Genomic DNA, 22,986 nt, shown 5'->3' with positions numbered 1-22,986 from the left:
CATGCGAACCATGCTGAGAATGCTCCTGATGCCCGTCGTCGCCATGGCGGTGACGGCGGGCTGTTCCTCCGACAGCGATGGCGGGGATAGAGCTCAGGGCAAGCCGGCCGGAGAGGTCTGCGGAGCATTTGCGAAGGACCCGACAGCCTCAGCCGCGATCAAGGCGATCGCGGGTGAGGGGAATTTCAGAAGCAACCTTTCTGAGCCGGGCAAGGTGCTCGACACCCTTCGCGAGGCTGCCCGAACGGAACATAGCGGGAAGCAGCGCATGCAGGGCATCCCCTTCTGCTGGCTACTGCAGGCCAATGGCGGCGAGGCAGACCTCCGCATCGAGTTTCGTGAGGCTGCGGAAGTTCCGGAACGGGATGCCCGGCTGAAGGTCACCTACTTCTCCACAGGTGAGAGGGCTTCGTCGTCCGACAGTCTCGCCTCGGTCTACTTCAAGTGCCGTATGAAGGCCCCCGCTCACGAGATCGTCATCGCCGCGCAGTTGCGTGGACCGGAGGGCAACAAGGCCCCGGATAAGGACATCAGGACGCACCAGACCACCGTGGTCAACGCCGCCGCGCGCAAGGTCGCCGCCGATTTGGGCTGCCAGAATGACACCAAGCTGGTGAGCGGGGCGCCCAAGCCCGCGGCCTGAGGAAGCTGTTGGAGGCGAGCCCTCGTCTGGGATGTCAGTCCCGGTCGGCGGCCCGCCGAACGTTGTGGGCTGAGCGCGACCCGTGGTACGCGTGGGACGTGGGGCCTGCCAAGCGGAACCGCTATCACCGCCGCAGGCGTCCATGAGACAACAGTCCGGCAGCCACGTGAGCATTCAGCAGCGGGGGAACGATGTCGTGCGACGAGGAATGGGCGAGCGCACGAGCTGACGCATCAGCGGGCGTCTCCATGCGACTCAAGGGCAAGGGTCCGTCCTACGAGGTCCAGGTCGAGGCCGTAGGCGAGAGCGACGACTACGAGATCACCGCGCGCGGTGAAGACTTCGTCTTCCGCATGCACGTCACGCAGGCCGAGTCGGAGGAGGGCGGGTTCGCCGTGCCTGGTGCCGACGGGTCGAGCACGGTCGTGCCCGAATACGACCTGATGGCCACCGCTGACGAGGGCTCGTGCTGAGGGCTTCTGCCGCTTACGAAAGCGGCCGCCCCCGCACCATGGGGCGGCCGCCGTCGCGTCCGTGGAGGCCGTGACCGGAATCGAACCGGCGTAACTCGCTTTGCAGGCGAGCCCCTCAACCACTCGGGCACACGGCCCTGTGTCTCCAGTGCGTCGACCGTAGGCCGGGCCGCGGCTGGCGAACAAGGGAACGGTCCGGGCTGCAATGCGACTGCCACACCGCGTTCATGGTCGTACGCGGATCGCATGCGGGTCGTACGACCAAGGGACCAGTCGGGTCCCGTCCAGCGACAGGGTCCATCTCTGGCCATGCCCCTTACTCTGAGGTCCATGAGCGCCCTCGAACCCCGTGACGTCGGCGTCACGCCGCCGACCGACGACGCAGACGACGCAGACGTGGTGCCCGGTGGGCAGGGCGTTCTCGGCAGGGCGCATCGTGCGCTCAGCATCGGGATCGTCTCCGTCGTCGTGCTGATCGCCTTCGAGGCGACCGCCGTCGGGACCGCGATGCCCGTTGCCGCACGGGAGTTGCACGGCATTGAGTTGTACGCCTTCGCCTTCTCCGCGTACTTCACCACCAGCCTCTTCGCGATGGTTCTCTCCGGGCAGTGGGCGGACCGGGACGGGCCGTTGCGGCCGCTCGCCGCCGGGATATCGGCCTTCGGGGCGGGGCTGCTGCTTGCCGGGACCGCGAGTGCGATGTGGCTGTTCATCGTCGGGCGAGCCGTGCAGGGGCTCGGCGGGGGGCTGGTGATCGTGGCCCTGTACGTGGTCGTCAGCCGGGCATACCCGGAGCGGCTGCGGCCCGCGATCATGGCGGCCTTCGCCGCGAGCTGGGTGGTCCCCTCGGTTGTGGGGCCGCTTGCGTCCGGAACCGTGACCGAACATCTCGGCTGGCGCTGGGTGTTCATCGGCATCCCGGTACTCGTCGTCTTCCCGCTGGCCCTCGCGCTGCCCGCGATCCGGCGGATGGCGTCCGGGCCGGCCGATCCGGACGCGCCGCGGCAGTCCTTCGACGGGCGGCGGATCCGGCTGGCGCTCGCGATCTCGGTGGGCGCCGGGTTGCTGCAGTACGCGGGACAGGAGCTGAGGTGGCTGTCGGTGTTCCCCGCAGTGGCGGGCGCCGCGCTTCTGGTGCCCGCTGTCCTCGGGCTGCTGCCCCGGGGGACCTACCGGGCCGCACGCGGGCTGCCCTCCGTCGTACTGCTGCGTGGGATCGCGGCCGGGTCCTTCATCGCGGCGGAGTCCTTCGTACCGCTGATGCTGGTCACCCAGCGGGGACTGTCGCCCACGATGGCCGGGCTCTCGCTGGCGGTCGGCGGGGCGACCTGGGCGCTGGGCTCGTACGTCCAGGCCCGGCCGCGGCTGGAGCCGTACCGGCAGCCGCTGATGGTCGCCGGGATGGTGCTCGTCGCGACGGCGATCGCGACGGCTCCGAGTGTGCTGATCGCCTCGGTGCCGGTGTGGGTCGTGGGAGTCGCGTGGGGCGTGGGCTGCTTCGGGATGGGCCTGGTGCTCGCCTCGACGAGCGTGCTGCTGCTGAAGCTCTCGGCACCGGAGGAGGCGGGCGCGAACTCGGCGGCGCTCCAGATCTCCGACGGGCTGTCGAACGTACTGCTCCTGGCGGCCGGAGGCGCGGCCTTCGCGGCTCTCGGCGGGGGAGCGGTGGGTGCGACGCATGTCGCGTCGGGGACGGCGGGCTCGCACCCGGTGGCGTTCGCGGTGGTGTTCCTGCCGATGTCGGGGGTGGCGCTGGTCGGTGCGTGGGTAGCGACTCGCCTGCGGGTGCGCGGCGCCTCATTCTAGTACCAAAGTGACCCCATGAGTGGTATCTTTTTGGTATGGCTATGAACCTGCGTCTCCGCGAAGACCAGCAAGAGGCCCTCAAGCTCCGGGCCGAGGAAGAGGGCCGGAGCATGCACGCCATAGTGCTTCAGGCGATCGACCGGTACTTGGAGCAGGAGGCGGACCGGGAGGCTGTCCGCCGCCTCGGCGCCAAGTACGCCGTGCGTCACGCCGATCTGCTGAAGCGGCTGGGCGAATAGGTGAAGTACCTGACTGTCCAGGAGGTTCTGGACCTCGCGGAGCTCGCTTGCCAGGGGCAGCACGTCGCGGTGCGCGATCTGGGCCTGCTCAGCTCGGCGGTACATCGCCCGCAGTCGCAGATGTACGGCATTGAGGCCTACACCGATCTCTTCGAGAAGGCCGCCGCACTGCTCCAGTCGCTGGCGGTGAACCATCCCCTGGTGGACGGAAACAAGCGGATGGCGTGGATGTCCACGGTCGTCTTCCTCGACTTCAACGGCGCCGAAATGGTCGACGTCGATCAGGACGAGTCGTACAAACTCGTCATCGAAGTGGCCATGGGCAATCTCGAAGACGTGAGTCAGATCGCCCTGCGTCTGCGCGCCTTGCACGAAGCGATGTGAGCTGAGTCGCACCCGGAGGGGGTCCGGCCTCGTTCGGCCGGACCCCCTCGCCGCTCACCGGTAAGGTGGCCCGGTTGTCGTACCGACGTGCACCCCGAGCCCCCGAGCCGTGAACCGGAGACCGTGACTACTACCGCCTCCCACCACCTCTCGCCCGCGTTCCCCGGGCGTGCCCCCTGGGGTACCGCCAGCAAGCTGCGTGCCTGGCAGCAGGGAGCCATGGAGCGGTATCTCCACGAGCAGCCACGGGACTTCCTCGCCGTCGCCACCCCCGGCGCCGGCAAGACCACCTTCGCGCTCACCCTCGCCTCCTGGCTGCTGCACCACCACGTCGTCCAGCAGATCACCGTCGTCGCCCCCACCGAGCACCTCAAGAAGCAGTGGGCCGCGGCCGCCGCGCGGATAGGCATCAAGCTCGATCCGGAGTACAGCGCCGGGCCGCTCAGCAAGGAGTACCAGGGCGTCGCCGTCACCTACGCGGGTGTCGGCGTACGGCCCATGCTCCACCGCAACCGCTGCGAGCAGCGCAAGACCCTGGTGATCCTCGACGAGATTCATCACGCCGGTGACTCGAAGTCGTGGGGCGAGGCGTGCCTGGAGGCCTTCGACCCGGCGACCCGGCGGCTCGCGCTGACCGGTACGCCCTTCCGGTCCGACACCAACCCCATCCCCTTCGTGCAGTACGAGGAAGGGAACGACGGGATCCGGCGGTCAGCTGCCGATTACACCTATGGGTACGGGAACGCTCTCGGGGACGGGGTCGTACGGCCCGTCATCTTCCTGAGCTACAGCGGCAACATGCGCTGGCGCACCAAGGCAGGCGACGAGATCGCCGCGCGCCTCGGCGAGCCGATGACCAAGGACGCCATCTCGCAGGCCTGGCGCACCGCGCTCGATCCCCGCGGCGACTGGATGCCGAACGTGCTGCGCGCCGCCGACAAGCGGCTGACGGAGGTCAGGAAGGGCATCCCGGACGCGGGCGGTCTCGTCATCGCGTCCGACCAGGACACGGCGCGTGCGTACGCCAAGCTGATCCGCGAGATCACCGGCACCAAGGCGACCGTCGTACTCTCCGACGAAGCCGCCGCCTCCAAGCGGATCGAGGAGTTCAGCGAGAACGAGGACCGCTGGATGGTCGCGGTCCGCATGGTTTCCGAAGGTGTCGACGTGCCGCGCCTCGCTGTTGGCGTGTACGCCACGACCATCTCGACGCCGCTCTTCTTCGCGCAGGCCGTGGGACGTTTCGTACGGTCCCGGCGGCGCGGCGAGACCGCGTCCGTCTTCCTGCCCACCATCCCCAACCTCCTTGGTTTTGCAAGCGAGATGGAGGTCGAGCGCGACCACGTCCTCGACAAGCCGAAGAAGGACGGGGAGGAAGACCCGTACGCCGAGTCCGAGAAGGACATGGCTGAGGCGGAGAAGCAGCAGGACGAGGACACCGGCGAGCAGGACATGCTCCCCTTCGAAGCGCTCGAGTCCGACGCGGTGTTCGACCGAGTGCTGTACGACGGCGCTGAGTTCGGCATGCAGGCGCACCCGGGGAGCGAGGAGGAGCAGGACTACCTCGGAATCCCGGGGCTCCTCGAACCCGACCAGGTGCAACTCCTGCTCCAGAAGCGGCAGGCACGGCAGATCGCGCACAGCCGCAAGAGGCCCGACGACGAGGCCGATCTGCTGGAACTGCCGGCCGAGCGGCGTCCCGTCGTCTCCCACAAGGAGCTGCTGGAGCTGAGGAAGCAGCTCAACACGATGGTCGGCGCGTACGTCCACCAGAGCGGCAAGCCCCACGGGGTCGTCCACACCGAGCTGCGGCGGGTGTGCGGCGGGCCGCCGAGTGCGGAGGCGACGGCCGGACAGATCCGGGAGCGGATCAAGAAGGTTCAGGAGTGGGCTACCCGGATGCGGTGATCCGTGGGGCGGGGCTGACAGGGGCGGGGACACCGGTGCGCGGTGGTCCCCGCTCGTGCGTTCCTATGCCATCGGCTGTCCTGCTTCAGCGGCTGTCCTGCCTCAGCGGCTCTCCCGCACCATCGGCTGTCGGCCGCATCCGGTGTCCGGTGAGCCGTGCCGACGCACCCGCCCAACGCGGATCGGTCAGCCATATGACCCGCACATGTGACCGGATTCTGGACGAGGTCTTCCGCTGAGCGGACCGGCTCGCTACTGTCCCCGCATTGCATACGCCCCGTGGCAGCGCCGCCGCGGAGCGCAGCCGGTGTGCCAGAGCCTGCCGGCGGCCTCTGGGGTGCGTCGCCGATGGGACCGGTGTCGCTGCTTCCGTGGACCGCCGTCACTCACTCCGAAGGAGAGGGGCGTCGTGACCGCGGAAACCTCCCAGACGCTCGACCGGGGACTGCGTGTCCTCAAGTTGCTCGCCGACACCGACCACGGCCTGACGGTCACCGAGTTGTCCACCAAACTCGGCGTCAACCGAACCGTTGTCTACCGTCTGCTCGCCACCCTTGAGCAGCACGCCCTCGTCCGCCGTGACCTGGGCGGCCGCGCCCGGGTGGGCCTGGGCGTGCTGCGCCTTGGCCGCCAGGTGCACCCGCTGGTGCGGGAGGCAGCGATGCCCGCGCTGCGCTCGCTCGCGGAGGACATAGGGGCCACGGCTCACCTCACCCTCGTCGACGGCGCGGAGGCACTCGCGGTCGCGGTCGTCGAGCCGACCTGGACGGACTACCACGTTGCGTACCGGGCGGGGTTCCGTCACCCGCTGGACCGGGGCGCGGCGGGCAAGGCGATCCTCGCGGCGCGCCAGAACAAGGGGAACGAGCCCGGATACACGCTCACCCACGGCGAACTCGAGGCGGGCGCGAGCGGTGCTGCCGCGGCGCTCGTGGGGGTGACGGGGCTGGAGGGGAGCGTGGGCGTGGTGATGCTCGCCGACTCGGTCCCGGAAAGGGTGGGCCCAAGAGTGGTCGACGCGGCGAGGGAAGTGGCGGACGCGCTGCGCTGACGCGTCCCGTACGGGGTGCCGGTGCGGTTCGGGGCGGGGGAGCAGCAGGCCCGTCTCCCGCCCCCGGCCCCCGCGGCCACGCCTCCGCCTCCCGATACATTGACACCGTGCCCTTCAGCCTCACGCGCCCCCGCGCCCTAGCCCTCTGCGCCTTCCCCCTCGTCGCGCTCTTCGCCGTCGTCGGGCTCGCGCCGTTGCCGTACGCCGTGGCGCAGCCCGGTTCGACCGCCGACGTGCTGGGCGACGTCAAGGGCACCCCGGTCATCACCATCTCCGGCGCCCCGCCCCGTACGACCAAGGGCGAGCTGCGGATGACGACCATCATCGCGACCGGGCCGTCCGCGGACGTGGATCTCGGGGATGTGGTCGACGCCTGGTTCAGTACGGACCGCGCGGTGCTGCCGCATGACTCCGTCTATCCGCGGGGCAAGTCGGACGAAGAGGTCGCCGAGCACAACCTCAAGGACATGGAGAAGTCCCAGGACGTCGCGACCAGCGCCGCACTCTCGTTCCTCGGCGAGGATCCGGCGAAGGTCAAGGTCACCCTTCGTCTCGCCGATGTCGGCGGGCCCAGCGCCGGGCTCCTGTTCTCACTCGGGATCGTCGACAAGCTCGACGGCGACGGTTCGGGCGGCGACCTCACGGGGGGACGGACCGTCGCGGGTACGGGGACGATCAGCCCCGATGGCGAGGTCGGGGCGGTCGGGGGTGTATCGCTGAAGACTCAGGCCGCCAAGCGCGACGGCGCGAGCGTTTTCCTCGTGCCCAAGGGGGAGTGCTCCGACGCGCGGGCCGAGCTCCCCAAGGGGCTGCGGCTGATCCCCGTCACGACCCTCAAGGGCGCCGTGGACTCGCTGCGGGCCCTGGAGAAGGGCGGGAAGGTTCCGAGCTGCTGACCGCCGGGCCGGCCGCCGGGGACCGGTGAGCTTTGCGGCCGCGGAGACTCGCCACCTCAGTCCTCGTCCTCCGCCGCCTGCTCCACCAGCGGGATGATCCGCAAGGGCACGGGGTTCTCCATGACGATCGCCGTGGACGCCCGGACGATTCCTTCAAAGCCGACAACCCGGTCGATCACGCGCTGAAGATCGGCGTTGGAGCGGGCGACGAGGCGGCACAGCATGTCGCCGTGACCGGTGGTGGTGTGCAGTTCGAGCACCTCCGGTACGCCGCTCAGATGTGCCCGTACGTCCGCCCCCTGTCCCTGTTTGATCTCCAGCGTCGCGAAGGCCGTGACGGGATAGCCGAGCGCCGCGGGGTCGACGTCGGGGCCGAAGCCGCGGATGGCCCCATTGGACTGAAGGCGGTCCAGCCGCGCCTGTACGGTGCCGCGGGCGACCCCGAGCCGCCGGGACGCCTCAAGAACCCCGATACGCGGCTCACGTGCCAGCAGGACGATGAGCCGGCCGTCCAGATGATCGATCGCCATGACGGCTCCCTGGATGGTCATCCTGTACAGATAGCCCTTCCATCTTCCTCCTGCGCTATGCAGATTGCCCAGAGGAAACACGAACTATTGCGCACCTTGTGGATCGGGTGGAGCCTGCCGTTATGACTGAGACCATTGATCACACCCTGAACACCGCGCGCGAGGCCGACCCCTTCCCGGTGAAGGGAATGGACGCGGTCGTCTTCGCAGTAGGCAATGCCAAGCAGGCCGCGCACTACTACTCCACGGCCTTCGGCATGAAGCTCGTCGCGTACTCCGGACCGGAGAACGGCTGCCGTGAGACGGCGAGTTACGTCCTGGAGAACGGCAGCGCCCGCTTCGTCCTCACCTCTGTCATCAAGCAGTCAACGGACTGGGGCCGCTTCCTCGCCGACCATGTCGCCGAGCACGGCGACGGGGTCGTCGACCTGGCCATCGAGGTGCCGGACGCCCGCGCCGCGTACGCGTACGCGACCGAGCACGGCGCCCGCGGGATCACCGAGCCCTACGAGCTGAAGGACGAGCACGGCACCGTCGTCCTCGCCGCGATCGCCACGTACGGCCAGACCCGTCACACCCTCGTCGACCGCTCCGGCTACGACGGCCCCTACCTGCCGGGCTTCGTGGCCGCCGACCCGATCGTCGAGCCGCCCGCCAAGCGCACCTTCCAGGCCATCGATCACTGCGTCGGCAACGTCGAGCTCGGCAAGATGAACGAGTGGGTGGCCTTCTACAACAAGGTCATGGGCTTCACCAACATGAAGGAGTTCGTGGGCGACGACATCGCCACCGAGTACTCCGCGCTGATGTCGAAGGTCGTCGCCGACGGCACGCTGAAGGTGAAGTTCCCGATCAACGAGCCCGCGATCGCGAAGAAGAAGTCGCAGATCGACGAGTACCTGGAGTTCTACGGCGGGGCGGGCGTCCAGCACATCGCGCTCGCCACGAACGACATCGTCGCGACGGTGCGGAGCATGCGGGCTGCGGGAGTCCGGTTCCTGGACACCCCCGACTCGTACTACGACACACTCGGCGAGTGGGCGGGCGAGACGCGCGTGCCCGTCGAGACGCTGCGCGAGCTGAAGATCCTCGTCGACCGTGACGAGGACGGCTATCTGCTGCAGATCTTCACCAAGCCGGTGCAGGACCGGCCGACGGTCTTCTTCGAGATGATCGAGCGGCACGGGTCGATGGGCTTCGGCAAGGGCAACTTCAAGGCACTCTTCGAAGCGATCGAGCGCGAGCAGGAGAAGCGCGGGAACCTCTGACCGGGGCTCCGCCCCGGACACCTTGCGGGGGGCCGCTGCCACGGACCCCCGATCGCCGAACGCCGGACGGGCTGATTTCAGCCCGTCCGGCGTTCGTGAACATGCGGCCGCCACGGGCCCCCACGAAGTGGCGTCGTACCGCCTACGCTGGGTGCATGGCCAGGATCAATGACGTCGGCGGCATGCAGGGCTTCGGGCCCATCGACACCACCGACGACACCGAGCCCTTCCACGCCGACTGGGAGGCCAGGGTCTTCGCCCTGAACCGCGCCCTCGTCGCCGCCAAGGTCTTCAACCTCGACGAATTCCGCGACGCGATCGAGTCCATGCCGCCGGCCGAATACCTCGCTGCCTCGTACTACGAGCGCTGGTTCCACGCCATCGTCAGCCTCCTGGAGCGCAAGGGCGTCATCGCGGCGGGTGAGCTGGATGACTGACGCCACTACCGACCGCTTCGCGCCGGGCACTCGGGTGCGGACCGTGCACCACGATCCGCCGCACCACACCCGGCTGCCCCGGTACGCCCGCGGCAAGCACGGCACCGTCGTCGAGCCCGAGGGGAGCGCGCCGCTTCCCGACATCCGTTCCCAGGGCCGCGACGACGCCCCCGTCGAGCAGGTCTACGCCGTGCGCTTCGCGGCCCGCGAGCTGTGGGGCGACGGCGACCACCATGTCGTACTCGACCTGTCCGAGAGCTATTTGGAGGACGACCAGCCGTGACCGGAACCCACGCGGACGCCCTGATCTCCCGCCGCGTACGCCGTCTCGAAACGCTCCTGGAGGAGCGCGGCATCGTCGTGGGCGCGGGGCTCGACGAAGCCCTCGACGCCTTCCTCAGCAGCGCGTCCCCTGCGAACGGGGCCAAGGTGACGGCCCGGGCCTGGACCGATCCGGCCTTCCGCGCCCGTCTGCTCGCCGACGGGACCGCGGCCGTCGCCGAACTCGGCCTGACGGCCGGGGGAGTGCAGCCGCAGCGTCTGCGCGTCGTCGAGAACACCGAGCACACGCACAACGTCATCGTCTGCACGCTCTGCTCCTGCTACCCCTTGCGGCTCCTCGGCCCGTCCCCGAGCTGGTACAAGAGCGAGGCCTATCGCTCGCGCGTGGTGCGTGAACCGCGTGCGGTACTGGAGGAGTTCGGGCTGCACCTGCCGCCGGACACGGAGATCACGGTGTGGGACTCGACCTCGGAGACGCGGTACATGGTGCTGCCGCGCCGCCCGGAGAACACCGAGTCGCTGACCGAGGCGGAACTGGCGGCGCTGGTGTCGCGCAATGCCCTGATCGGCACCGCGGCGATCTGACCGGGGCCGTCCGACGACCGTTCACTCCACGGCACTCGCACCGGCACCCGCACTCGCATTCGCACCCGCACCGGCCCGCGGCTGTTCCGGCTTCTGCGAAAGCGTCGGCGTCGGCGAGAGCGTCGGTGAAAGCGATGGCGAATCCCACGGCGTCGGCGACGGCGAAAGCGTCGGTGCCTCCGTCTCCGGTTCCGTCTCCGTCTCCGTCTCCGGTTCCGCCTCCGTCACCCCGTCCCAATCCGGACCCGTCACATCCTTCGGTCCCCCCGGCGGCGGCTCCCCGAGCGAGTCCAGAGCCCGCCGCGCCGCCGGAGCCAGCAGCGGCGAGAAGTACGGGTTGATCCCCAGCGCCTCGGTCAGATGCCTGCGGGCCGGGCCGTCCTGCTTGAGCGCGCGCTCGATCTCGCCGCGGTGGTAGGCGAACAGCGCGCTGCGCAGCCCCTGCTCCGACGCCCTTCTCGCGTACGGCAGTGCCTCCTCCGGCCTGCCCGCCCGGTACAGCGCCCAGCCCAGCGCGTCGGCGGTGTTCATGTTCAGGTGGCCCCGCGCCCATTCGGCCTTCAGCCGGCGCACGGCCGACCCGGGGTCGCCGTGGTCCGCCTCGAAGAGGCCGAGTACGACCTCGTCGACGACGTCGTCCGCCCCCGCCCGCTCCACCCTCGTCCGCAGCTGGTCGTACTGCGTGGCCGCGTCCCCGTCGAGCCCCAGCGACTGGTACAACTCGCCCGCCGCCAGGGCGTATTCGGGCCGCTCGACCCGGTCCAGGGCCGCCTGGTAGTCGCGCAGGGCCTCGTCCGTACGCCCCAGCGCGGCCAGCGCACGCGCCCGCGACGCCAGCACCGGGTCGTCGTCCGGGGCCAGCCGAAGCGCGGCTTCGTACTCCGTCAGCGCCTCCGCGGGCTCGCCCCGCTCCCACGCAAGGTCGCCCAGCAGCTGCCGCGCCGCGGCCTTCTCCTGGGGCGCCTGCGCGCTGCCCACCGCGTCGTACGCCATCGCGGCCGCATCCTCGCGCCGGCCGAGTTTCCGGTAGACCACGGCCGCCCGGCTCAGCGTCTGGGCGCCCGGATGCAGCTCCGTGAGCTTGTCCATCGCCTTGCTCATGGCTTTGTAGTCGCCGAGCCCGCTGTACGCATCGATCAGCGCCGGATACGGCGTCCACCGGTTCGGCTGCTGCTTCATCGCACTCTGACCCAGCGTCCGGGCCTCGGCGTAGTTGTGGCGGGCATTGGCCAGCGCCGCGAGTCCCACCAAGCCGTTCACATTGCCCTTCTGGCCCGGCAGCAGCTCCAGCGAGCGCCGCAGCGCACTGTCGGCCTTCCGGTAGTACGCCGGGTCCGCCAGCCGGGAGCCGCGCTCCACATACGCCGACCCGAGCACCGCCCACGACTCCTCGTCCCGGGGGTGGGTCCGTACCCATTCCTCCCGGTCGTAGATGAGCGCGGTGAGATCGACGAGCGCCGCGGGGGCACCCGCACCGGCCGCGGCCAGTGCCCGCTCGGCCGCTCCCGGCTCACGCCGTGGTCCGTCCTCGCCCCACCCGGGCGCGAGGGTGATCACTCCGAAGACCAGTGTCGCGCCGACCAGCGTGCTGATCGCGGCGTTCTTCACGACTTCGCTCCTCATGCGGCTCACTGTGCGACAGCGCGCAGCAAATACGAAGAACGCAAGCGGCCGTGGGAACCGGATGGCCCACGGGTTCACACCGATGGCCCCCGGTGCGAGGCTGGGTCCCATGGACGATCTTCTCGACCGGCTGCGCTCCGGTCTGCCCGCCGAGGCCGTCATCACCGACCCCGACATCACGGCCTCCTACGCGAACGACATGGCGAGCTTCTGCGAGGCGGGCAGCCCCGCCGTCGTCGTGCTGCCCCGCACGGTCGAGCAGGTCCAGCACGTCATGCGCACCGCGACCGCGCTGCGCGTCCCCGTCGTCCCGCAGGGCGCCCGCACCGGTCTGTCGGGTGCCGCGAACGCCTCCGACGGCTGCATCGTGCTGTCCCTGACCAAGATGGACCGGATCCTGGAGATCAGCCCGGTCGACCGGATCGCCGTCGTCGAGCCGGGCGTCGTCAACGCCGACCTGTCCCGGGCGGTGAACGAGCACGGCCTGTACTACCCGCCGGACCCCTCCAGCTGGGAGATGTGCACCATCGGCGGGAACATCGGCACCGCCTCCGGCGGCCTGTGCTGCGTCAAGTACGGGGTGACCGCGGAGTACGTACTCGGCCTGGAGGTCGTCCTCGCCGACGGCCGACTGCTCAGCACCGGCCGCCGCACCGCCAAGGGCGTGGCCGGATACGACCTGACCAGGCTGTTCGTAGGCTCCGAGGGCAGCCTGGGCATCGTTGTCAAAGCAGTGCTCGCCCTGCGGCCGCAGCCGCCCGCGCAGCTGGTGCTCGCCGCGGAGTTCGACTCCGCTGCCGCCGCCTGCGAAGCGGTCTGCGCGATCATGGAACGCGGCCACACGCCCTCGCTGCTCGAACTCATGGACCGTACGACCGTCCGGGCCGTCAACGCCATGGCGAACATGGGCCTGCCCGACACCACCGAGGCGCTGCTGCTGGCCGCCTTCGACACCCCGGAACCGGCAGCCGACCTGGCCGCCGTCGGGGAGCTGTGCAGCGCCGCCGGCGCCACGCAGGTCGTCCCGGCCGACACCGTCGCGGAGTCCGAACTCCTCCTGCAGGCACGGAGGTTGTCGCTCACCGCCCTGGAGACCGTTAGGCCGGCCACGATGATCGACGACGTCTGTGTGCCGCGCTCACAGCTCGGTGCGATGATCGAGGGCACGGCCGCCATCGCCGACAAGTACGACCTCACCATCGGTCTCTGCGCGCACGCGGGCGACGGCAACACCCACCCCGTCGTCTGCTTCGACCACGCCGATCCGGACGAGTCCCGGCGCGCCCGCGAGTCCTTCGACGAGATCATGGCGCTCGGCCTGGAACTCGGCGGCACCATCACCGGCGAACACGGGGTCGGCGTGCTCAAGAAGGAGTGGCTGGCGCGCGAACTCGGCCCGGTGGGCGTGGAGTTGCAGCGCGGCATCAAGCACACTTTCGACCCCCTCGGCATCCTCAATCCGGGCAAGATCTTCTGAGGCTTCGGACGTACGCCCAAGGCCCGATGGAACGGACCCGGCTGCCCGCCTAGCGTGAAGAGAGGGATGAAAGAAGAGACCGACGCAGAGACCGACGCAGAGTCCGATGAAGCGTCGACGAAGGAGGAGCCGTGCCGGCACGCCTCGACCACACCATCGTCCACAGCCGCGACCGCTTCGCGGGGGCCCGCTTCCTCGCCGAGCTCATCGGAGAGCCCGAACCGAGGCCCTTCGGCCCCTTCGCGAGCCTGCCGCTGGCCGGCGGCGTCACTCTCGACTATCTCGACGAACGGGACACGATCGTCCCCCAGCACCTCGCGTTCCTCGTCTCGGAGGAGGAGTTCGACGAGATCTTCACCCGGATAACGGAGCGCGAACTCCCTTACTGGGCCGACCCGATGCACGAGCGGGCCCAGCGCATCAACCACAACTTCGGCGGCCGTGGGGTCTACATCGACGACCCCGACGGTCACTCGCTCGAGTTCATCACCCACACCTACGTCATCGATTAGGTCGAGTCCCGGCAAGATCGGCCGGCAGGACCTAAGCGTCGCCGTCCTTGGACTCGTCCGCCGGAGTGGGCGCGAGCAGCCCGGCGAGGCCGTCGTCGACTCCGAGTTGCCCGGACTCGGAGCCCGGAGGAACCACCCGCAGGGTCCGCTCCAGCCAGGCGAAGACCACGGTCGCGGACGCCTCCAGGAGCGCCTCGCCGTGGGGGGAGCTGAGGGCCATCAGGACCACGCTGCGGCCCCCGGCCATGGCCGGCCAGATGCGGACATCGCCCTCGCCGCAGGGCCTGAACACCCCCTCGACCAGCAGCTCCCGGGCGAAGGTCCAGTTGACGGGGCTGTCGGAGCCGATGTGAAAGGTGATGTGCACGGCATAGGGGTCGTCCGCGCGGTAGGTCAGCCGGGCCGGGACGGGAACGGTGAGTCCCGGCGACAGCACCAGTTCGAGCTCCAGATCGCGTTCCACGACGGTGTGCATGAGAGTGCTCCCCCTCCTGTTGACAGGCCCTGTGGCGGGCCCTGCAAGGGGAGAGCACGTATCCAGGCAGCTATGACGCCACTTTCGGGAACGACTTTTGGGAACGGTCTCCGACCCCAAAGTGACCGGAAAGTGGTCCATACGGCAGGACCGGCCCGGGCGCGGGCAAGGGTCTGATAGATGTGGACCCTTGAATTGAGGCTCTCGAGGAGATACGGGACCACGGTGATGAGCGCCCCAACCCCGGCCACCGGCGACGGCAGCCCCACGCCCGGCTACTACCCCGATCCGTCCATCCCCGGATATGTCCGGTACTGGAACGGAGCGGCCTGGGTGCCCGGTACGAGCCGGCCCGAACCGAAGACGGGCGAGGCGATGCCCACGGCCCCCGGCCCGGCTTCGTCCGGCGAACCCGCGGTGCCCCCGGCACAAGCCCCCGCACCGTCCCGGCTGGAGGAGACCGGTCCGGTCTTCTTCGACGAGGAGCCGAACGACGAACCCTCGCGCCCCGAGCCGGCCACCGCGTGGCATGCCGACACGGCTCGCCAGACCGGCTTCGGCGGTGAGCGCGACAACCGGGTCTCCTGGGGCGGCGCCCCCGGCACCCAGGACCCGCGCACCTCGGCCGACCAGGGCGCGCCGGACGCCTCAGGCGCGCCCGCCGATCCGCGCCGTGCCGCCGCTTCGGGGGCTTCGGCCGATCCGACGGGCGGCGCCCTGCCCGGCGTACGCTCGCTGGGCCCGCAATCAGGTGGTGAACCTCCCGTCGACGGCACTGTCGCGATCCGCGCGCTGCGGCCCGGCAGGGGTTCACCCACCGGGGCGAGTCCGGCCGCCGCGGACCCGGGCGAGTCCGCGCGCCGTGGCAGGCGGGGGCCGCAGCCGCCGGCCGACGGCACGGACACCGTCCGCGCTCAGCGGGCAGGCGGCGATCCGAGCGTCGGCGGGGCCGAAGGGCCGCTGTCCGTGCGGTCCATGACCCCTGGCGCGGCATCGGCCCCGACCGCGCCCGCACAGACCCAGCCACAGACTCCGGCCCAGCGCACGCCGCAGCCCCAGTCACCCGCCCGGCCGCAACAGTCCCAGGCACCCGAGAGCGCCCAGCCGCAGGTGCCCGCGCAGAATCAGCCGCCCGTGACCAACGGACCCGGCGGCGGCTCGGCCTCCTGGGCGCAGCAGGTCCATCAACTCGCCCGGTCGGGCGACGGCGCCGGTGAGGCCGAGCAGCCCGTCGTGCCCTGGAAGCCGCCCGTCAACGATCCCTTCCTGCAGGCCGCCCAGGCCCAGGCGGCGGCCCGTCCCGCAGGGCTCGGCAGGCGCTTCGCCGCCCGGCTGATCGACACCCTGCTGCTCGGCGCGCTGGTGGGAGCCGTCGCCGTACCGTTCGTGTCCGAGGCGCGCACTCACATCGACGAGAAGATCGAGGCGGCCAAGCAGTCGGGCGAGACGGTCACCGTCTGGCTTGTCGACGGCACCATCGCGGGGCGGCTCGGCATCGTCCTCGGCGCGCTGCTGGTTCTCGGCGTGCTGTACGAGGCGCTGCCAACGGCCAGGTGGGGCCGTACGCTCGGCAAGAAGCTGTGCGGCATCAGGGTCTGGGACATCGAGTCCCACGAGCCGCCGTCGTTCGGGGCCGCGCTGCGCCGCTGGCTGGTCTACGGCGTGCTCGGTGTGATCGCCGTCGGAGTACTCAATGTGCTGTGGTGCCTGTTCGACCGTCCGTGGCGGCAGTGCTGGCACGACAAGGCGGCCCGCACCTTTGTGACTGGCTGACAGTTCCCGTGTGACGGGCTGAGAGTTCCCGGACGAGGTTCCCCCGAACGGCGCGCGAGCCGTTGCGGGGGCCCTCCCGGCGCGGTGCACTGCCCCCATGAGCAACGACCAGCCGCCGCCCGATCAACCGCCCGAGGACGACCCCTTCCGCAAGAAGCCACCGGACACTCCGCCGCCCTCGGCCGGTGGTCCTCAGGAGCCCCCGCCTCCGCAGGGACCCCCTCAGGGACCCCCTCAGGGGCCCCCTCAGGGACCGCCTCCGGGCTCTCCGTACAACGGAGGCCGCGACCAGCCCCCTCCCTACGATCCGGGCGCTTACGGCGGGGCGTACGGCGGAGTGGACCCGCTTGCGGGGATGCCGCCGCTCGCGGACTTCGGCAAGCGGTTCGTCGCCCGGGTCGTCGACGTGCTGATCATCTTTGTGCCGCTGGCGGTGATCTCGCTGCTGGTCGGCGGCTGGGACTTCACGACCGACAACAACGACACCTGGGACGAGATCACCAACGAGATGAACTCGGGCAGGCAGTGGCTGTGGTCGCTCATCTCCCTGGTGGCGTACGTCGGTTACGACACGCTGATGACCAGCCGGAGGAGCGGGCAGACCGTCGGCAAGTCCCTGATGAAGATTCGTGTCGCGATGCTCAACGACGGAAGCGTGCCCGACACGCCCTCCGCGCTGATGCGCGCCGTGGTGCTCTGGGTGCCGGCGCTGGTCTGCTGCTTCTGTCTCTGGTGGATCGTCATCATCCTGACGATCCTGACGGACAAGCCGTACAAACAGGGTCTGCACGACAAGGCAGGCAAGACGGTGGTCGTGTCAGCGGCGCAGTGAGTGCTCGCCGGCCCGGGCCCCGGCGCCCATGCGCGCGGGGGGAAGGGGCACCCGGGCGGTGCGGCCGTCGGCGGAGGCGGCCGAGGTGGCAGTTCCGGAGGCGGCGGCACGGTTCGTACGGACCGTGTGGGCCGCCTTCACCCTCCTCACTCCTGTCCTGCCCACCGGCAGGGCGCATGCGACCAGCAGTCCCAACGCCATCGAGCCGACGCCGACGGCGGCGACGCCCAGGACGGCGGTGGGGCGGGTGAGCAGCAGCAAGGCGAGGGTCGAGAAGACAACGGTGGCCGAACCGTAGGCAAGCTGTGCGGCAGTCGGACGCGGCATGACAGTATCCGTCCTCGGGACATGGTCAGGGGGGTGTCTCTCAACTCGATCGCACTGTCAATGACTCTACGACGGTGGATGCCCGCGAGGAACCAGCGGTAAGCGTGACCTAACCCACGGTGCCGGTGCATCGGGGGCGCACGGAGTCATCGCTCGGCCAAGTGTTCAATCCCATGCGCCTGTTGTCCCATATGCCGGACGTCCGCATACCGGAACTCCACTCCTGCATAATGCAGTTGGCTTGTTCAAGTCAAGGACTGTCTTTTCTCCCGTGACTCCGGTCGAATGGCGTCACTTGTGACGCGCACACCGCGCGCGGACGACCCCACATCCGGTCCGCTGCGACGGAGCGCGGGGGAGGACAACACCAAGTGACCACCAAGCGACGGACGATCAGAGCGTCCGCGGTGCTCGTGGCTCTGGCCGCGACCACTGCGTCGGCCTCGGCGTTCAGCAGTGCCCAGGCCGACAACCAGAGGTCGTCGGACCCGGCGGGCATCGAGCGCCATGACCCGGCGCCGCGCCAGGGCCAGGTCGAGCACGACCTCGACGGCCCGTTCAGCAAGCAGCAGGACCAGCAGCGCGAAGCCGCTCTGGAGCAGGTGATATCCGGCGACGCGACCGTGCAGCAGCGCGGCGCCTCCAAGGTCGTGAAGCTCGGCGACAAGAAGTACGTCGAGCTCGCCCGGGAGAAGACGGACAAGATCTTCACGATCCTGGTGGAGTTCGGCGACAAGGTCGACGACACCACGATGTTCGACCCCGACGGCCCGGACGGGCCCAAGCCCCCCGTCAAGAAGTACGGCGGGCCTCCGGGCCCCCAGCACAACAAGATCGCTCAGCCGGACCGCAAGGTCGACAACTCCACGGCCTGGCAGGCGGACTACAACCGCCAGCACTTCCAGGACCTCTACTTCGGCACCGGCAAGGACAAGAACGGGCAGCCGAAGCACTCCCTGAAGACCTACTACGAGAAGACCTCCTCGGGGCGCTACTCGGTCGACGGCGAGGTCGCCGACTGGGTCAAGGTCGACTACAACGAGGGTCGTTACGGCTCCAACTACTGCGGCCAGACCAACTGCTCCAACGTCTGGGACACGGTCAAGGACGGCGTCACCGCCTGGGCCGCGGACCAGAAGGCCAAGGGCCGCACGGACGAGCAGATCAAGGCGGACCTGTCCAAGTACGACCTCTGGGACCGCTACGACTTCGACGGCGACGGCAACTTCAACGAGCCCGACGGCTATATCGACCACTTCCAGATCGTCCACGCGGGCGAGGACGAGTCGGCGGGCGGCGGCGCCGAGGGCACCAACGCTCTGTGGGCGCACCGCTGGTACGCGTACGGCACCGACGCCGGCAAGACCGGCCCGGCGAACAACAAGGCCGGCGGCACCCAGATCGGCACCACCGGCATCTGGGTCGGCGACTACACCATGCAGCCCGAGAACGGCGGCCTCGGTGTCTTCGCCCACGAGTACGGTCACGACCTCGGTCTGCCCGACCACTACGACACCTCGGGCGGCGGCGCCGAGAACTCCACCGGCTTCTGGACGCTGATGTCCGGCGGTTCGTGGCTCGGCACCGGCAAGGACTCCATCGGCGACATGCCCGGCGACATGAACGCCTGGGACAAGCTGCAGCTGGGCTGGCTCAACTACGCCAAGGCCAAGGCGGCGACGAAGTCCACCCACACGCTGGGTGTGGCCGAGTACAACACCAGGAAGCCGCAGGCGCTTGTCGTCGAGCTGCCGAAGAAGCCCGTCACCACGACTGTCGTGAAGCCCGCCGAGGGCTCCAAGCAGTGGTGGAGCGACATGGGTGACAACCTCAAGAACACCCTGACCCGCTCGGTCGACCTCACCGGCAAGTCCAAGGCGTCCCTCGAGCTGTCGGGCTGGTGGGACATCGAGGCCGACTACGACTACCTCTACGCCGAGGTGTCGACGGACGGCGGCGCCAACTGGACGCCGGTGGACGGCACGGCCGACGGTAAGCCGATCACCCGTGACGCCTCCGACAAGCCGGCGCTGACCGGCGCGTCGGGCGCGTACAAGAAGCTGGCGTACTCGCTGGACGCCTACGCGGGCAAGAAGTTCGACGTCCGCTTCCGCTACCAGACGGACGGCGGCGCGGGCGGCAAGGGCTTCGCGGCCGACGCGCTGAGCGTGGTGGCCGACGGCACGCCGCTGTTCACCGACAACGCCGAGGGTGACGACGCGGGCTGGACCGCGACGGGCTTCTCGCGCATCGGCGAGTCCTTCACCAAGGAGTACGAGCAGTACTACCTGGCCGAGAACCGTCAGTACGTGTCGTACGACAAGACCCTCAAGGTCGGTCCGTACAACTTCGGCTTCAAGGCGCCGAAGGACTCCTGGGTCGAGCACTACCCGTACCAGAACGGCCTGATGATCTGGTACTGGGACACCTCCCAGAAGGACAACAACACCAGCCAGCACCCGGGCCAGGGTCTGGTCCTGCCCGTGGACGCGCACCCGAAGGCCATGAAGTGGGCCGACGGCACGCTGATGCGGAACAAGATCCAGTCGTTCGACTCGCCCTTCAGCATGTGGCGGACCGACGGCTTCACGCTGCACAAGGCGGATGTCGCGCAGAGGATCAGGCCGCAGGCCGGCAACCCGGTCTTCGACGACCGCAAGGGCGTCTACTGGTTCGCCGAGAACCCGACCGCGGGTGTCAAGGTGACTGACACCAACACCAGGATCTCGATCGTGCGCGAGCCGCTGAGCGGCCAGACGATCACGGTCAAGGTTGGCCCCTCGGGCAAGTAATTCCGGATAATCGCAGGTCACAGCATGATCGGCCGTCGCCCTCTAGCGGGCGGCGGCCGATCGTGTTTAGGTGCGTCCTACGGGGTTCCTATTGACACGGCATCTAACGGGGGGAGTGGATCAGCTTGCCCGGCGGAGGTTTCAGCAAGCTGCCGAACGGCAGCGTGGTGGTGGCGCTCAGCCTGCCCAGTCCGGCAGGCGACGGCAGCACGGTGCGCTTTCTCGTGCACGCCCTGAACCGCGCCAGGGCGCTGACGCGGCTGCGGAATCTGGGGCTGCGGGCGGTGTATCTGCGGGGCAACGCGGAACCGCCGACCCCGGACGAGATCACGGCGGTGCTGCACCACCCGGACGGCCTGCTGTGGCGGGAGACACCGGCCGACCACAGAGAGCTCTGGCGCCCCATAAGAGCGCTGCTGGGCCCGGGGACCTGGGCCTCCGCCGCCCCGGAGGCCCCGAAAGCGCCTGACCCCGCGCCCCAGCCGGCGCCGAGGCTGACGCTGCCGCAGCCCGATGCGGTGCGACGCCCCGAGCCGCGCTCGCCGATCGCCGGAAACGCCTGACGCTGCCGGGGTGCGCTCCCCACGGGGCGGAGCCGCACAGGTCACAGCGGAAAGGGGCGGGCGGGGCCCCGTCAGACCACCGGCTTGCCCGAGAGTTCTACGCCGGCAGCCCGCAGCTCCTCCAGTGCCCGCCCCGTCGTCGCCTCGGCCACCCCCGCCGTCAGGTCCAGCAGCACATGCGTCGTGAAGCCCTCGCGGACCGCGTCCAGCGCGGTGGCCCGTACGCAGTGGTCCGTCGCGATACCGACCACGTCAACCTCGCTGACCTCCCGCGCCCGCAGCCACTGCGCCAGCGTCGTGCCGTTCTCGTCCGTGCCCTCGAAGCCGCTGTACGCCGCGGTGTACGCCCCCTTGTCGAAGACCGCGTCGATCGCGCCCGAGGCGACCGCCGGTGCGAAGTTCGGATGGAAGCCGACCCCTTCCGTCCCGGCGACGCAGTGGGGCGGCCATGAGCGCACGTAGTCCGGGTGGTCGGAGAAGTGGTCACCCGGCTCGATGTGATGGTCGCGGGTGGCCACGACATGGCGGTAGCCGGGCTGTGCCTGACCGACCAGGTCAGTGATCGCGGCAGCGACGTCGGCACCCCCCGCCACCGCGAGGCTGCCGCCCTCGCAGAAGTCGTTCTGAACGTCCACGACGATCAAGGCGCGGTGCATGAGGGGTGTCCTTCGATGGGGTGGGACGGGAAGGTGCGGAGGCTACTGAGCCTAGAGACTCGGGCCGCCGTGCGGGAGGGGGCTTCACGGAGCCATATCCACGTACTCCGTGGGCAGGACCGATTCCCCCCTGGACAGCTGCGTCGCGGACAGCGGCAGCCCGGCCCGTACCGCGATGTGCCGCTCGCGTGCCGCGTCCAGCGGCTCACGGGCCACGACGTCGCCGCCCTTCACCAGCTCGGTCAGCAGCTGCTGGTCCATGAGCTCGGACGGCACCTCGCCGGTGCCGATCACCTCGGCCTCGGGGACCCCGTCCGCGTCGAGGCGCCGCGCGGCCCACTTGCGGCCGCCGAGGGACAGCTTGCCGCCCAGGGACTTCTTCGTCACCGGCTCCAGCGGGGCCTTCGGGTCGGCCGAATGGGCGCGGGCGACCAACTTGTAGACCATCGAGCAGGTGGGGTGTCCGCTGCCGGTGACCAGCTGCGTTCCCACACCGTACGCATCCACCGGCGCGGCGGCCAGCGAGGCGATGGCGTACTCGTCCAGGTCGGAGGTGACCACGATCCTGGTGTCGACGGCGCCGAGATCGTCCAGCTGCTGCCGCACCCGGTGCGCGACCAGCAGCAGGTCCCCGGAGTCGATGCGTACGGCGCCGAGCCCGGGTCCGGCGATGTCCACGGCGGCGCGGACGGCCTCGGCCACGTCGTAGGTGTCGACCAGCAGCGTGGTGCCCCGGCCGAGTGAGGCGACCTGCGCCCGGAAGGCGTCGCGCTCGCTGTCGTGGAGCAGCGTGAAGGCGTGTGCGCTGGTGCCGACCGTCGGAATGGCGTAGCGGAAGCCCGCCGCCAGGTCGGAGGTGGAGTTGAAGCCTCCGACGTAGGCGGCCCGGGACGATGCGACCGCGGCCAGCTCGTGCGTACGCCGTGCGCCCATCTCGATCAGCCCGCGCCCACCCGCCGCCACCGACATCCTCGACGCCGCCGCCGCGATCGCCGAGTCGTGGTTGAGGATCGAGAGGATCACCGTCTCCAGCAGTACGCACTCGGCGAAGGAGCCCTCGACCCGCAGGATCGGCGAGCCCGGGAAGTAGACCTCGCCCTCCGGGTAGCCCCAGATGTCGCCGCTGAAGCGGTACGAGGCGAGCCACTGCAGCGTCGGCTCGTCGACGATCTTCTGTTCGCGCAGAAAGCGCAGCACGCCCGCGTCGAAGCGGAAGTTCTCGACGGCGTCGAGGACCCGGCCGGTGCCCGCGACGACGCCGTAACGGCGGCCTTCCGGCAGCCGGCGGGTGAACACTTCGAAGACGGAGCGACGGTCGGCCGTGCCCGCCTTCAGGGCCGCCTGGAGCATGGTGAGCTCGTACTGGTCGGTGAAGAGCGCTGTCGACGGCACGTCCACCGGCAGCCCAAGGTCCGCAGGGTTCATACGGCGGATGCTATCCCACATCTCGTCAG

At 69.7% G+C, this 22,986-nt stretch carries 23 protein-coding genes, 1 tRNA gene and 1 pseudogene; 18 read left to right on the top strand and 7 right to left on the bottom strand.

The window, feature by feature from the left end:
* Position 1 precedes the first annotated feature (1 nt).
* The gene (locus tag FBY35_RS31915) at positions 2-643 is read left to right on the top strand and encodes a hypothetical protein (protein ID WP_142217402.1); all 642 of its coding nucleotides are present in this window, start codon (positions 2-4) and stop codon (positions 641-643) included.
* A gap of 248 nt (positions 644-891) precedes the next feature.
* Positions 892-1,116 (top strand): hypothetical protein, encoded by a 225-nt coding sequence (locus FBY35_RS31910; RefSeq protein WP_142217401.1) that lies wholly within the window; start codon positions 892-894, stop codon positions 1,114-1,116.
* A gap of 62 nt (positions 1,117-1,178) precedes the next feature.
* Here the strand turns inward: FBY35_RS31910 and FBY35_RS31905 are convergent.
* Positions 1,179-1,253: transfer RNA gene (locus FBY35_RS31905), tRNA-Cys, on the bottom strand.
* A 193-nt stretch (positions 1,254-1,446) separates the two neighbouring features.
* Here FBY35_RS31905 and FBY35_RS31900 point away from each other — a divergent pair.
* From FBY35_RS31900 to FBY35_RS31875, 6 genes are all read left to right on the top strand, one after another.
* Complete coding sequence (locus tag FBY35_RS31900) at positions 1,447-2,922, top strand: MFS transporter (RefSeq protein ID WP_142217400.1); 1,476 nt, start codon at positions 1,447-1,449, stop codon at positions 2,920-2,922.
* Between the two features lie 41 nt (positions 2,923-2,963).
* The gene (locus FBY35_RS31895; RefSeq protein ID WP_142217399.1) at positions 2,964-3,161 is read left to right on the top strand and encodes an Arc family DNA-binding protein; all 198 of its coding nucleotides are present in this window, start codon (positions 2,964-2,966) and stop codon (positions 3,159-3,161) included.
* Positions 3,162-3,545, top strand: a complete 384-nt coding sequence (locus FBY35_RS31890) for a type II toxin-antitoxin system death-on-curing family toxin (RefSeq protein ID WP_142217398.1) — start codon at positions 3,162-3,164, stop codon at positions 3,543-3,545.
* 123 nt (positions 3,546-3,668) lie between these two features.
* Positions 3,669-5,453 carry a DEAD/DEAH box helicase gene (locus FBY35_RS31885; RefSeq protein WP_142217397.1) on the top strand — a complete coding sequence of 595 codons (1,785 nt, stop codon included), beginning with the start codon at positions 3,669-3,671 and terminating at the stop codon, positions 5,451-5,453.
* Positions 5,454-5,862: 409 nt separating this feature from the next.
* Positions 5,863-6,504, top strand: coding sequence for an IclR family transcriptional regulator (locus FBY35_RS31880; protein ID WP_142217396.1), 642 nt, complete (start codon positions 5,863-5,865; stop codon positions 6,502-6,504).
* A 107-nt stretch (positions 6,505-6,611) separates the two neighbouring features.
* A complete protein-coding gene (locus FBY35_RS31875) occupies positions 6,612-7,400 on the top strand; it encodes a S16 family serine protease (protein ID WP_142217395.1) in 789 nt (262 codons plus the stop codon).
* Between the two features lie 56 nt (positions 7,401-7,456).
* Here the strand turns inward: FBY35_RS31875 and FBY35_RS31870 are convergent, their stop codons facing one another.
* Entirely contained in the window at positions 7,457-7,930 is a 474-nt protein-coding gene (locus FBY35_RS31870) for an Lrp/AsnC family transcriptional regulator (RefSeq protein ID WP_142217394.1), read from the bottom strand.
* A gap of 122 nt (positions 7,931-8,052) precedes the next feature.
* On the opposite strand from FBY35_RS31870, the gene hppD reads away from it, so the two are divergent.
* The 4 genes from hppD to nthA all read left to right on the top strand — a co-directional run bounded on the left by hppD (position 8,053) and on the right by nthA (position 10,502).
* Positions 8,053-9,198, top strand: coding sequence for a 4-hydroxyphenylpyruvate dioxygenase (gene hppD, locus FBY35_RS31865; protein ID WP_142217393.1), 1,146 nt, complete (start codon positions 8,053-8,055; stop codon positions 9,196-9,198).
* Between the two features lie 155 nt (positions 9,199-9,353).
* On the top strand, positions 9,354-9,635 hold the full coding sequence (locus FBY35_RS31860; protein ID WP_142217392.1) for an SH3-like domain-containing protein: 282 nt from the start codon (positions 9,354-9,356) through the stop codon (positions 9,633-9,635).
* Positions 9,628-9,918: an SH3-like domain-containing protein gene (locus tag FBY35_RS31855; protein ID WP_142217391.1), complete on the top strand. Its 291-nt coding sequence runs from the start codon at positions 9,628-9,630 to the stop codon at positions 9,916-9,918. Before FBY35_RS31860 ends, FBY35_RS31855 begins: the two co-directional genes overlap by 8 nt.
* Positions 9,915-10,502 carry a nitrile hydratase subunit alpha gene (gene nthA / locus FBY35_RS31850; protein WP_142217390.1) on the top strand — a complete coding sequence of 196 codons (588 nt, stop codon included), beginning with the start codon at positions 9,915-9,917 and terminating at the stop codon, positions 10,500-10,502. The genes FBY35_RS31855 and nthA overlap by 4 nt, the downstream gene beginning before the upstream one ends.
* Positions 10,503-10,523: 21 nt before the next feature.
* Here nthA and FBY35_RS31845 read toward each other — a convergent pair whose 3' ends face one another.
* Positions 10,524-12,125: a lipopolysaccharide assembly protein LapB gene (locus FBY35_RS31845; RefSeq protein ID WP_142217389.1), complete on the bottom strand. Its 1,602-nt coding sequence runs from the start codon at positions 12,123-12,125 to the stop codon at positions 10,524-10,526.
* 109 nt (positions 12,126-12,234) lie between these two features.
* On the opposite strand from FBY35_RS31845, the gene FBY35_RS31840 reads away from it, so the two are divergent.
* Both FBY35_RS31840 and FBY35_RS31835 read left to right on the top strand, forming a co-directional pair.
* Positions 12,235-13,602, top strand: a complete 1,368-nt coding sequence (locus FBY35_RS31840; RefSeq protein ID WP_142217388.1) for an FAD-binding oxidoreductase — start codon at positions 12,235-12,237, stop codon at positions 13,600-13,602.
* Positions 13,603-13,733: 131 nt separating this feature from the next.
* On the top strand, positions 13,734-14,114 hold the full coding sequence (locus FBY35_RS31835; protein WP_142217387.1) for a VOC family protein: 381 nt from the start codon (positions 13,734-13,736) through the stop codon (positions 14,112-14,114).
* Between the two features lie 31 nt (positions 14,115-14,145).
* On the opposite strand, the gene FBY35_RS31830 is transcribed toward FBY35_RS31835, so the two are convergent.
* On the bottom strand, positions 14,146-14,589 hold the full coding sequence (locus FBY35_RS31830; RefSeq protein ID WP_142217386.1) for an SsgA family sporulation/cell division regulator: 444 nt from the start codon (positions 14,587-14,589) through the stop codon (positions 14,146-14,148).
* Positions 14,590-14,817: 228 nt separating this feature from the next.
* Between FBY35_RS31830 and FBY35_RS31820 the strand changes: the two genes are divergently transcribed.
* Together FBY35_RS31820 and FBY35_RS31815 are read left to right on the top strand one after the other, a co-directional pair.
* Positions 14,818-16,362: an RDD family protein gene (locus FBY35_RS31820; RefSeq protein WP_142217384.1), complete on the top strand. Its 1,545-nt coding sequence runs from the start codon at positions 14,818-14,820 to the stop codon at positions 16,360-16,362.
* Between the two features lie 97 nt (positions 16,363-16,459).
* The gene (locus tag FBY35_RS31815) at positions 16,460-17,194 is read left to right on the top strand and encodes an RDD family protein (RefSeq protein ID WP_142217383.1); all 735 of its coding nucleotides are present in this window, start codon (positions 16,460-16,462) and stop codon (positions 17,192-17,194) included.
* Here the strand turns inward: FBY35_RS31815 and FBY35_RS31810 are convergent.
* On the bottom strand, positions 17,180-17,521 hold the full coding sequence (locus tag FBY35_RS31810) for a hypothetical protein (RefSeq protein ID WP_142217382.1): 342 nt from the start codon (positions 17,519-17,521) through the stop codon (positions 17,180-17,182). The two genes, FBY35_RS31815 and FBY35_RS31810, sit on opposite strands and share 15 nt — an antisense overlap.
* A gap of 371 nt (positions 17,522-17,892) precedes the next feature.
* On the opposite strand from FBY35_RS31810, the gene FBY35_RS31805 reads away from it, so the two are divergent.
* On the top strand, positions 17,893-20,313 hold the full coding sequence (locus FBY35_RS31805; RefSeq protein WP_142217381.1) for an immune inhibitor A domain-containing protein: 2,421 nt from the start codon (positions 17,893-17,895) through the stop codon (positions 20,311-20,313).
* A 125-nt stretch (positions 20,314-20,438) separates the two neighbouring features.
* Positions 20,439-20,732, top strand: a pseudogene (locus FBY35_RS31800) (hypothetical protein); the annotation flags it as partial.
* 215 nt (positions 20,733-20,947) lie between these two features.
* Here the strand turns inward: FBY35_RS31800 and FBY35_RS31795 are convergent.
* Both FBY35_RS31795 and FBY35_RS31790 read right to left on the bottom strand, forming a co-directional pair.
* Positions 20,948-21,532 carry an isochorismatase family protein gene (locus FBY35_RS31795; protein ID WP_142217380.1) on the bottom strand — a complete coding sequence of 195 codons (585 nt, stop codon included), beginning with the start codon at positions 21,530-21,532 and terminating at the stop codon, positions 20,948-20,950.
* An 84-nt stretch (positions 21,533-21,616) separates the two neighbouring features.
* A complete protein-coding gene (locus FBY35_RS31790) occupies positions 21,617-22,957 on the bottom strand; it encodes a nicotinate phosphoribosyltransferase (RefSeq protein ID WP_142217379.1) in 1,341 nt (446 codons plus the stop codon).
* Between the last annotated feature and the right edge of the window lie 29 nt (positions 22,958-22,986).

Origin of the sequence: Streptomyces sp. SLBN-118, from assembly GCF_006715635.1 — a bacterium.
Classification (GTDB): Bacteria; Actinomycetota; Actinomycetes; order Streptomycetales; family Streptomycetaceae; genus Streptomyces.
This window is presented reverse-complemented; position numbering and strand designations above follow the sequence as displayed.

Coding starts and splice junctions, on each gene's coding strand:
- FBY35_RS31915 (WP_142217402.1), top strand. CDS start 2: ATGCGAACCATGCTGAGAATGCTCCTGATGCCCGTCGTCGCCATGGCG.
- FBY35_RS31910 (WP_142217401.1), top strand. CDS start 892: ATGCGACTCAAGGGCAAGGGTCCGTCCTACGAGGTCCAGGTCGAGGCC.
- FBY35_RS31900 (WP_142217400.1), top strand. CDS start 1,447: ATGAGCGCCCTCGAACCCCGTGACGTCGGCGTCACGCCGCCGACCGAC.
- FBY35_RS31895 (WP_142217399.1), top strand. CDS start 2,964: ATGAACCTGCGTCTCCGCGAAGACCAGCAAGAGGCCCTCAAGCTCCGG.
- FBY35_RS31870 (WP_142217394.1), bottom strand. CDS start 7,930: ATGGCGATCGATCATCTGGACGGCCGGCTCATCGTCCTGCTGGCACGT.
- hppD (WP_142217393.1), top strand. CDS start 8,053: ATGACTGAGACCATTGATCACACCCTGAACACCGCGCGCGAGGCCGAC.
- FBY35_RS31860 (WP_142217392.1), top strand. CDS start 9,354: ATGGCCAGGATCAATGACGTCGGCGGCATGCAGGGCTTCGGGCCCATC.
- FBY35_RS31855 (WP_142217391.1), top strand. CDS start 9,628: ATGACTGACGCCACTACCGACCGCTTCGCGCCGGGCACTCGGGTGCGG.
- FBY35_RS31845 (WP_142217389.1), bottom strand. CDS start 12,125: ATGAGGAGCGAAGTCGTGAAGAACGCCGCGATCAGCACGCTGGTCGGC.
- FBY35_RS31840 (WP_142217388.1), top strand. CDS start 12,235: ATGGACGATCTTCTCGACCGGCTGCGCTCCGGTCTGCCCGCCGAGGCC.
- FBY35_RS31830 (WP_142217386.1), bottom strand. CDS start 14,589: ATGCACACCGTCGTGGAACGCGATCTGGAGCTCGAACTGGTGCTGTCG.
- FBY35_RS31820 (WP_142217384.1), top strand. CDS start 14,818: ATGAGCGCCCCAACCCCGGCCACCGGCGACGGCAGCCCCACGCCCGGC.
- FBY35_RS31815 (WP_142217383.1), top strand. CDS start 16,460: ATGAGCAACGACCAGCCGCCGCCCGATCAACCGCCCGAGGACGACCCC.
- FBY35_RS31810 (WP_142217382.1), bottom strand. CDS start 17,521: ATGCCGCGTCCGACTGCCGCACAGCTTGCCTACGGTTCGGCCACCGTT.
- FBY35_RS31795 (WP_142217380.1), bottom strand. CDS start 21,532: ATGCACCGCGCCTTGATCGTCGTGGACGTTCAGAACGACTTCTGCGAG.
- FBY35_RS31790 (WP_142217379.1), bottom strand. CDS start 22,957: ATGAACCCTGCGGACCTTGGGCTGCCGGTGGACGTGCCGTCGACAGCG.